This is a genomic window from Acinetobacter sp. YH12201, from assembly GCF_013418145.1.
GTDB lineage: Bacteria > Pseudomonadota > Gammaproteobacteria > Pseudomonadales > Moraxellaceae > Acinetobacter.
The window spans coordinates 1-9758 of record NZ_VPCP01000094.1 but is presented as its reverse complement, the minus strand read 5'-3'; the positions used below and the strand labels follow the sequence as shown (position 1 = coordinate 9758).

Below are 9758 nucleotides of genomic sequence, written 5' to 3'. Positions count from 1 at the left end.
CTCATGAAATACGGTATTCTGATGTGACAAAACCTGAATCCTGGTCGTTAAAGTGTTTGTTTGCACTCATATTTTAACTGTTAGGACTCAGGTTTTTTTATTTAAAGCAAACTATGGGACAGCAGTGCTCACTGGGGTCGCTTTTTTTAATAGGTTTTAGATTTATATTAGAAAATCTTGTAAACCATCAGAGATGTCCAAGTGTGCAAGCGCATCGGTTTCAAGGGCTAAACAAAGTGCCACAATTTTTGCTGTATCTGCAAGATATTGCTCATCTTTTAAAGCTACGCCAGTTTGTAAAGCTTGAATACGATCAGCACTGATATCCAGTGCCTGAGCTGATTCAATAGCATCTGCACGATTGAAGAAATTGACCACCACATTTTGAAGTGCAGAATCAGCAGTATTTAAAATACCTTGATTGAATAACTCATCAAATTGACTGGTGTGAGAATTGAGAGAATGAGTAAAATTTTGCACCAAGCTTTGCTCTAGTACATCAATCATTTTAAGCATGTCAGAACCTTTAATATAAGGTGATTTAACAGGGAGATTACAGCAGAGGGGGCATAAAAATATGCCTTTAAATTGGTTGAAAAGTAATCTATTTTGTCTCTTTTTGCAAATAAATTCAGACGAAAAATGCATCATTTTTTAAGTCAATGAAAAGCAAAGAATTATTAAATTTTTAGAAAAGCAGCTATATTCTTATGGCTTATATTGAATTTATTACTCCTTATTTTGCCGATAAGCCCCGGGACTGACGCCGGTCCATTTTTTGAAAGCACGATGGAATGCACTCGGATCGTGAAAGCTGAGTTCATCACTAATTTGTTGCAAAGTTTTCTCTGTTTTGGTCAGAAATTCAATAGCTGTATCACGCCGGATATCATTTTTAAGTTGTTGATAGCTGACACCTTCGCTTTTTAAACGTCTTTGCATAGTGGCATCCGAAATATTTAAGCGCTGGGCAATTTCATTCAGTTCTAACCATTCAGCAGGTGGAACATTCATTAAATGTTTACGGATTTGCGAGCTAATCGCATGTGGATTTTTAAAGCGCACCAGCAGGTTATGCGGTGTTTGTCTAATAAACTGATGCCATGACTGTTTGTCCTGTTTGATCTGAATATTTAAATAATTGGCATCGAACTGGATATAGTTTTCATGGCTATTGTATTGAATATTTTCACAAAAACGGACTTTATAGTCCTGATCATCCAGTGGTGCATCACATTTGAGCTGAATTTGGTTCAGTAAGACCCGTTGTCCGCTTAACCAGCACATCAAAGCATGAATCAGCATTAAATAGGTGGCATAGCTGAACATTCTTTTGGTGTGTTTCTGTTCATAAATCACAATATAGGCATAGTTTTCTTGCACAGACAATTGACTGATAAAATCATCCAGTAGCAGATTTAAAAACTGCAAAATTTGCTGTAGGGCTTTTTCCAGGGTTTCGGCATGCATGACGGATTGGGATAACAGTTTGAAACTGCCGCGCCGCATTGGGTGGCTGTCCATCCCAAAAAACTCGTCATTCATGACATCTGCCAGTTCGGTCCAGAGCTGGGCATATTGTGAAACTGAAACGCGAGCCTTACTGGAATGCAGCAACTCAACAGGAATACCGGATTTGAGCAAGATATTTTGCGTGTTCAATCCCTGATGCTGGGCAGATAAAAGCGCTTCATGCACCAGACTGATCGAGATCGTGCCTTTACTGTAATTTAAGTCTTGTTCATTCATGTACAGATGTCCATATTCCGTATTTTTACTACCGTGACCTGGATTGTCCAAATCCATCATAAAAGATGCAAGGTTTGGAAATTGTACTCTAGCTGAACTGCCTTTACTCTGCATCTTAAGTCGAGTGTTTATTCAAATAATTAACAGGAACAAAAAATGAAAATTCAAGGAAAAGTATTTGTCGTGACAGGCGGTGCATCGGGTTTGGGTGCAGCCACAGCCACTTATCTGGTGGGTCAGGGCGCTCAGGTGATTATGGTGGATATGAACCAGGAGCTGGGTCAGGAAATGCAGCAGCGCTTGGGTGAGCATTCGGTCTTTGTCAAACTGGATGTGACCGATGAGCATGCAGTCAAAGTTTTCTTTGAAAATATTGAGCAGCAGTACGGTCAGTTAAATGGTCTGGTGAACTGTGCCGGGATTGCACCGTCTGCCAAAGTGTTGGGTCGTGATGGCATTCATGATCTGGGTCTGTTCCAGAAAGTATTGAATATCAATGTCAGTGGTACTTTTAACATGATTCGTTTTGCGGCAAGTTTGATGGCGAAATATCAATTGCAGCCAGGTGAAGAAGAGCGTGGGGTGATTGTCAATACTGCTTCAGTGGCTGCATTTGAAGGACAACTCGGGCAAGCGGCTTATGCTGCTTCTAAAGGTGCTGTGGTGTCCATGACTTTACCTCTGGCGCGTGAACTGGCGCGTGAGGCGATTCGGGTGATGACGATTGCACCAGGCATTATGGAAACACCAATGCTGAAAGCCATGCCGCAGAATGTGCAGGAGGCTTTGGGGCAAATGGTGCCGTTTCCACCGCGTTTGGCCAAGCCGGAAGAGTTTGCACATCTGGTTGGGCATATTTTTGAAAATACCTATTTGAATGGTGAAGTGATTCGTCTGGATGGCGCGATTCGTATGCAGCCTAAATAAGTTAGGTTTTTCTTGAAATAAAGACATATACAGCTGCAAATTGCCACTCGAGTTTAAAGGCTCTGCATAAGCATTCATTTTCTTTTGAGGGATCAAAAGAAACAAAAATCCTTTGTGAAACTGAAGATACATCCCTGTATCTCAGTTTCACAGGCGACATCCATGTCGCCATCATGTACTCCAGATACAGTCACTTTTAAAAAGTTTGAAGTGAATAAAATAGATATAGAAAGGGAAGCTCAATGATTTTAAATGACGAACAAAAGATGGTTCAGGACATGTTGCGGGATTATTCGCAAAACAAGTTAAAACCTACTGCTGCAGAACGTGATAAAACTGCGCAATTTCCCGCACAAGAACTGAAAGAACTCGGTGAGCTGGGTGCTTTGGGCATGACCGTATCCGAACAATGGGGCGGTGCGGGTTTGGACTATGTTTCGCTGGTGCTTGCTTTGGAAGAAATTGCTGCAGGTGATGGCGCAATTTCTACCATTGTCAGTGTGCAAAACTCTTTGCCGTGTGGCATTACCCAGCGTTACGGTACGGAAGCACAGAAACAGAAATATCTTACCAAACTGGCTACAGGTGAATGGCTTGGATGTTTCTGTCTTACCGAACCGCAAGCCGGTTCCGATGCCGGTGCACTGGAATGTAAGGCAGAACGTGATGGAGATGAATGGGTATTGAATGGCACCAAACAGTTCATTACCACAGGCAAACATGCCCAAGTGGCGATTGTATTTGCCGTGACCGATAAAGCCGCAGGGAAAAAAGGCATCTCCTGTTTCCTGGTTCCAACAGACACGGAAGGCTATATTGTTTCGCGTCTGGAAGAAAAAATGGGACAGCATTGTTCCGATACCGCCACCATTATTTTTGAAAATTGCCATATTCCTGCTGAAAACTTACTTGGCAAGGAAGGAGAAGGCTACAAGATCGCTTTATCCAATCTGGAATCCGGCCGAATAGGGATTGCCGCACAATCCGTCGGCATGGCACGGGCTGCACTCGATGCCGCTGTGGAATATGCCAATGAGCGTAAAGCATTTGGGGTAGAGATTGTGCAGCATCAGGCGGTTGCATTTCGTCTGGCAGATATGGCCACGCAGATTGAAGCGGCACGACAATTGATTTTCCATGCAGCAACTTTAAAAGATGCAGGTCTGCCATGTCTGAAAGAGGCTTCTATGGCCAAGCTGTTTGCATCTACTATAGCGGAGCGAGTGTGCTCCGATGCCATTCAGATTCACGGCGGTTATGGCTATGTGTCAGATTTTCCAGTAGAGCGGATTTACCGTGATGTACGGGTTAGCCAGATTTATGAAGGAGCTTCGGATATTCAGCGCCTGGTCATTGCACGCGAGGTGACTAAAATCTAAACCGGCTAAAGCTTTAAATGGCTAAATTTTAGACTTTAGTCGGTGTTCAAATCCTGCACATTTTCTGATGGATAAGGAAATTGCAGGAGCTGGGAAATCATGGTTATCTAAGTCAACTGTGAAGTAAAAAACTTAAAGATGCTGAATCAGCTTTGGTATTTTTAGAGTCAGAACAATAAGCAAAATGGATCAGCAAAGCACGAGCTTTGTTTATAAAATAACGGATGAGAGGTTGTCGTCATGAAGACACTACAACAAGCATATCAAGAGTTTAATTTTGATGATTTTCTTGCAGAGCAACTGGTCGGTACGGCTGAGTCAGTCAATGCCTATGTTGAATGTTGCGAGCGTTATCTCGGTTTAAATAAAACGGCCTTAATCTGGGAAGGCAAAAATGGCGAATCTGCCGAATGGACATTTGAACAGCTGGCAGAAGCTTCAGGAAAATTGGCAAATTATTTTAGCTCGATTGGCTTAAAAGAAGGGGATTGTATTGCCGGTTTATTGCCGCGTACGCCTGAATTGCTGATTACCATTTTGGCCACCTGGCGCATGGGTGCAATTTATCAGCCATTGTTTACTGCTTTTGAGTCCAAAGCCATTGAGCACCGGATCAATACTGCCAAAACCCAATTGATTGTCACCAATGTAGAACAACGCTCAAAACTGAACGGTATCACTGTCCCTCATATTCTAACAGTCCATCCAGGCGATGCTTCAAGTCATGCAGATGCCGATTTCTGGACAGAACTGGCGCAACAGTCAGAATCTTTTGAACCGGTAATGCAGACTTTTGCAGATGATTTCCTGATGATGTTTACCTCAGGAACCACAGGTTTGGCAAAATCGGTGCAGGTTCCTTTAAAGGCGCTGCTGGCATTTAAAGGCTATATGATCCACGCGGTGGATTTGCGTGAAGAAGACTCTTTCTGGAATTTGGCCGATCCGGGTTGGGCTTATGGCTTGTATTACGGCATTACCGGACCTTTAAGTTTGGGGCATAGCATTATTATGGATGAACGTGCCTTTAGTGTAGACAACGCCGTGCAGATCATTAAAAAGCATAAAGTCAGTAATTTGACCGGTTCACCAACCGCATTTCGGATGTTCTTTGGATTTAAGGAAAAATTTGATCCATCGATTAAAGAGCATTTACGTGCCGTCAGTAGTGCCGGTGAGCCATTAACCCCAGAAGTGATTCACTGGTTTAATCATGACCTGAATGTGAATATTTATGATCAATACGGACAGACTGAACTGGGGATGGTGATTGCCAATCATCATGCTCTGGACCATGAAAAGAAAGTCGGTTCCGCAGGTTTTGCCAACCCGGGTCATCGTTTTGTGGTCTTGAATCAAAACCATGAAGAAGTGGAAAGAGGCGGTATTGGCACCTTGGCTATTGATTTTTCGCAATCACCTTTAACCTGGTTTAAAGGTTATGGCGGCAATAACCGTAAATCATTCGTTGGGCATTATTATTTAACTGGTGATACGGTGAAATTAAATGAACTGGGTGGGGTGGATTTTATCGGACGTGCTGACGATGTCATTACAACGTCAGGCTATCGTGTGGGGCCTTTCGATGTGGAAAGTACTTTACTGGAATGTGCCGAGGTTTTGGAATCTGCAGTCATTGGCAAGCCAGACCCGGAACGTACCGAGGTGGTGAAAGCTTTTGTGGTGCTTAAACCGCAATTTGCGGCTTCGGATGCGTTAAGCCATAGACTTCAGGAATATGTGCGTTCACGTTTGTCTAAACATGCCTATCCTAAAGAAATCGAATTTGTCGAAGGTTTACCTAAAACCACGAGTGGTAAAATTCAACGCAATTTACTCAAGCAGCAGGAAATTGCCAACATGCAAGGAATTCAGAAAGTCAGTTAAACCTTTTTCGTTTTTTTAAGTTTCATGCTCTTGCACCCGAAAGGGTGCTTTTTTTTAGTCCTATGCAAAATTCATTTTGAACTATAATGGCTGTCAGATTTAAGCAAACACAAGTAATAGACAGGATAAGCAAGTGACCCAATCACTCGACATGGACCTAGAGTTAAGCGATGAAGAAATGCATCTTTACAGCCGGCAAATTCTGCTGGATGGCTGGGACATTGAAGCCCAGGAAAAACTGAAACTGGCCAATGTCCTGATTGTCGGTTGTGGTGGAATTGGCTGTACTACAGCTGAACTGCTCGCTCGAGCAGGTGTGGGGAAAATCACTTTAATCGACGCCGACACCATTGAAATGAGTAATCTGCAACGGCAAATAGCCTATGTAGAAGAAAATATTGGTTTCTATAAAGCTGAAATACTGGCCAAGCGATTACAACAGATCAATCAGCATATCTGTGTTGAATCACAAACTGTAAAACTGGACGAGAGCAATGCAGAAGCATTAATTTCAGCACAAGATCTGGTTTTAGATGGCTGTGATAATTTCACCACACGTTATCTCGTCAACCAAAGCTGCAAGCAATTCAATGTACCTTTAATCAGTGCTTCAGCGATTGGTTTTCAGGGACAGCTGTTTATGGTAGAAGGCGAATCTGCCTGTTATGAATGTCTATTTCCCAAAGAACAGCATGCCAATGAAAACCTGCGCTGTGCAGATTCAGGCGTATTAGCTACGACTCCGAATGTTATGGCGAGTTTGCAGGCGCATCATACTTTACTCTACTTGGGGCTGGGCAAAACACCGCTGAAGCAAAAACTGATGCTCTGGGATGGATTAAGCATGAAACAACGTCTACTTGCTTTCGAAAAAGATACAGATTGTCCAATCTGTCAGGCAAGATAGACCTGCAAGCGCATATTTTTTTGCTACACTCGCTATAATTTAATTCTAAGCTGACATTATGAAAAACAATATCTGGTTAGATGGCCTGCGTTCAGTTGCCCGTGTCGGGGAAACGGCTGTCATTGCAGCAAAAGCAGGCTTTAAATACGCCACAGAAAAACCAAGTAACGCCAAGCTGATGCGTGAAACTTTTGAATCATTAGGTTCAACCTATATCAAGCTTGGACAGTTTATTGCCAGCACACCTTCCTTGTTTCCACGTGAATATGTGGAAGAATTTCAGGGCTGTTTAGATCAGACCCCATCATTGCCTTTTAGTTATGTACAAGGCGTATTGGCCTCTGAGTTTGCAGGTCGAAATTTAGATGAAATTTTTGCTTCCATTGATGAAAAGCCTTTAGCCTCGGCTTCTATTGCACAGGTTCACGCAGCCAAACTCGTGACTGGTGAAGATGTTGTTATTAAAGTGCAAAAACCGGGCGTAGAAACTATCCTGTATACCGACTTGAATGTCTTGCACTGGGCCACCAAGCTTTTGGAAAAAGCCGTACCGAAGGTGAAATTTGCATCACTTGCCGATATTGTCGAGGAAATTAAAACTCGTATGGTACGCGAAGTCGACTTTATTGAAGAAGCGCAAAACCTGGATGATTTTGTCAATTATCTGAATATAACGCAGAACCAGAAAGCTACCGCACCGAAAGTTTATCATCAATACTCAACCCGCCGTGTACTCACCATGCAGCGCTTATATGGCGTGCCATTGACCGATTTTGATGTGGTAAAAAAGGTGGCTAAAGACCCGTCTCAGGTGCTCATTACCGCCATGAATACCTGGTTTGGCAGCTTGATGATGTGTAACAGCTTCCATGCAGACCTGCATGCTGGAAACTTGATGCTGCTTGAAGATGGTCGGGTCGGTTTTATCGATTTTGGTATTGTGGGCCAGCTAAAATCTGAAGTCTGGACGGCTTGTATTGCCTTCATGGATGCGCTGCAAAAAACCGATTACACCTTGATGGCTGAAAACATGCTGAAAATGGGCATGACCGACAAGAAAATTGATACTCAAGTTTTGGCGGCTGACTTAGAACGTCTGTTCAGTGGTGTCCTTTTGGCTGATCCTCAAGAGTTACTCACTTCCAATCCTGCCGATTTAAACGACATCATGATGGATATGGTGGGAGTGGGCGAGCGTCATGGCATTCGCTTCCCGCGCGACTTTGCCTTGCTGTTTAAGCAAATGCTGTATTTCGATCGCTTTATGCGCATCCTTGCACCATATACCGATATCTATGCAGACCAGAGATTGCAAATGGTGCAGACTCTTGACCCAAATGTGTTGTTAAAAAACTAAGTCATTATTGAGATAATCTCCCTAAATCCCTCTTTATAAAAGAGGGACTTTTCCTTTTTCAAAGGATGAGAAACATTGTTTCGCAAGGGGAATTAAAAAATCAAAGTCAGTTAAGGGGCAAACATGGACGCAATTATCATTGAAGGTTTAAAGGTTGAAACAGTGGTGGGATGTTTCAATTGGGAACGTCAAATCATGCAGCCTTTAATGCTGGATATGACCATCCAGACCAGTCTGGAACAGGCTTCCAATTCGGATCAGCTGGAACATACGCTAAATTACGCTGAAATTTGCGAGATTTCTGCCAAAGTCATTCAGGAAGCCAAGCCTGAATTGATTGAACATGCAGCAAAACTTGTGCTAAATGCGCTTTTTACTACCTTTCCCACAGTAGAATCGATTATGATTACCATCCGTAAGCCTGCCATTATCGCGCAAGCAAATTCTGTAGGAATTCGTCTTGAACGCCACCGAAACGATATTCGCCTTAGCTCTGGCGAGTAATTGTCATCCCCAACAGCATTTTCAAAACGCTATGAAACAAATCTCTGGTTTGGGAGAGGTTCAATTCTCTCAAATTTATGTGATTCCATGTCGTGATGCGGTGGGGGAGGATTACTGGAATGCGGCGTGTTTGTTAAAAGCTGTAATGTCGGTGGATGATATCATTGCATTATTAAAAAGAATGGAAGCCGATTCCGGTCGGGTACGGCCTTCACATCAAATTTCATTGGATATGGATTTAATTGCCTGGGGAAAGGATTTACAGCACATGCAGTTTAATCCTAAAAAGTTGCCATTAGCTCTAGATGTTAAAATACCAATGCGGGATATTTGGCAAAGTAGCGACTTTCAGCATGAAAATCATCAATTTCCCGTGGTCAATTGGATAAATTAAAATTCACTCGCACATGTATAAGCGAATTTAGCTGATTAAAAATAGCCTAAGCAATTAAGATCAACCTGATGACTTAATTTTTTTAATCAGCTAATAAAAATTGAGTGAAAGATGAGTGCTTGTGGTTTAAGTTATTGAAATTATAAGAATAATCGAATATGAGATGCGAAATGTGATCAATTCTCAAAAAGCCCAGTTGGTGAAGCGTTGGTTTTTGTATTAATGATAAGTTATTAATTTAAAATAAAAAATTATGTTGTATAAAGCTGATTAAGTTTAATGTAATAGAAAACTCACTCCCCAAAAAAACCACCTACAGTATTACAATCTAGATGCTATTTTGTGGTAAGTGAGATCTATGGGGAAGTGCCAATCATCCTATAAGAAAACGCAACCTATAAAGTTGCGTTTTCTTATTCTAAGGACTGTTTAGCGGTAAATAACCCGAATTACGGATAAGAAAACCGCTTGAAAAAAAGATGGTTAGAGCCATTTAGAAAGTTACTACACAAACCAAAGACTCTAATCACCATGTTTGATTTTACAGAAATCTTCTGTGTTATTGATGATTTTTTTAAGAAATTTGAACCTATCTATTGGCAATTTCTCAAGCAGGAAAATAAGCGTAAACGAATTCGATTAGCAACCTTATCC

Annotated in this window: 9 protein-coding genes and 1 pseudogene; 8 read left to right on the top strand and 2 right to left on the bottom strand. The window is 42.0% G+C overall.

Annotated elements, in window-relative coordinates; genetic code table 11:
• Positions 1-162: 162 nt before the first annotated feature.
• Both FTU91_RS14250 and FTU91_RS14245 read right to left on the bottom strand, forming a co-directional pair.
• The gene (locus FTU91_RS14250; protein ID WP_180044280.1) at positions 163-516 is read right to left on the bottom strand and encodes a hypothetical protein; all 354 of its coding nucleotides are present in this window, start codon (positions 514-516) and stop codon (positions 163-165) included.
• 213 nt (positions 517-729) lie between these two features.
• A complete protein-coding gene (locus tag FTU91_RS14245) occupies positions 730-1749 on the bottom strand; it encodes an AraC family transcriptional regulator (RefSeq protein WP_180082595.1) in 1020 nt (339 codons plus the stop codon).
• Positions 1750-1905: 156 nt separating this feature from the next.
• On the opposite strand from FTU91_RS14245, the gene FTU91_RS14240 reads away from it, so the two are divergent.
• The 8 genes and pseudogenes from FTU91_RS14240 to FTU91_RS14205 form a co-directional block, all read left to right on the top strand.
• Positions 1906-2676 (top strand): 3-hydroxyacyl-CoA dehydrogenase, encoded by a 771-nt coding sequence (locus tag FTU91_RS14240; protein ID WP_180082593.1) that lies wholly within the window; start codon positions 1906-1908, stop codon positions 2674-2676.
• Positions 2677-2918: 242 nt separating this feature from the next.
• On the top strand, positions 2919-4055 hold the full coding sequence (locus tag FTU91_RS14235) for an acyl-CoA dehydrogenase family protein (protein WP_180082591.1): 1137 nt from the start codon (positions 2919-2921) through the stop codon (positions 4053-4055).
• Between the two features lie 240 nt (positions 4056-4295).
• Positions 4296-5942, top strand: coding sequence for an AMP-binding protein (locus FTU91_RS14230; RefSeq protein ID WP_180082589.1), 1647 nt, complete (start codon positions 4296-4298; stop codon positions 5940-5942).
• Positions 5943-6075: 133 nt separating this feature from the next.
• Complete coding sequence (locus FTU91_RS14225) at positions 6076-6849, top strand: HesA/MoeB/ThiF family protein (RefSeq protein ID WP_180082587.1); 774 nt, start codon at positions 6076-6078, stop codon at positions 6847-6849.
• Positions 6850-6907: 58 nt separating this feature from the next.
• Entirely contained in the window at positions 6908-8206 is a 1299-nt protein-coding gene (locus tag FTU91_RS14220; RefSeq protein ID WP_180082585.1) for an AarF/ABC1/UbiB kinase family protein, read from the top strand.
• A gap of 123 nt (positions 8207-8329) precedes the next feature.
• On the top strand, positions 8330-8710 hold the full coding sequence (gene folB / locus FTU91_RS14215) for a dihydroneopterin aldolase (RefSeq protein ID WP_180044268.1): 381 nt from the start codon (positions 8330-8332) through the stop codon (positions 8708-8710).
• The gene (locus FTU91_RS14210; protein ID WP_180082583.1) at positions 8667-9104 is read left to right on the top strand and encodes a 2-amino-4-hydroxy-6-hydroxymethyldihydropteridine diphosphokinase; all 438 of its coding nucleotides are present in this window, start codon (positions 8667-8669) and stop codon (positions 9102-9104) included. The genes folB and FTU91_RS14210 overlap by 44 nt, the downstream gene beginning before the upstream one ends.
• A gap of 525 nt (positions 9105-9629) precedes the next feature.
• Positions 9630-9758 (top strand): annotated as a pseudogene (locus FTU91_RS14205) (IS982 family transposase); the annotation flags it as partial.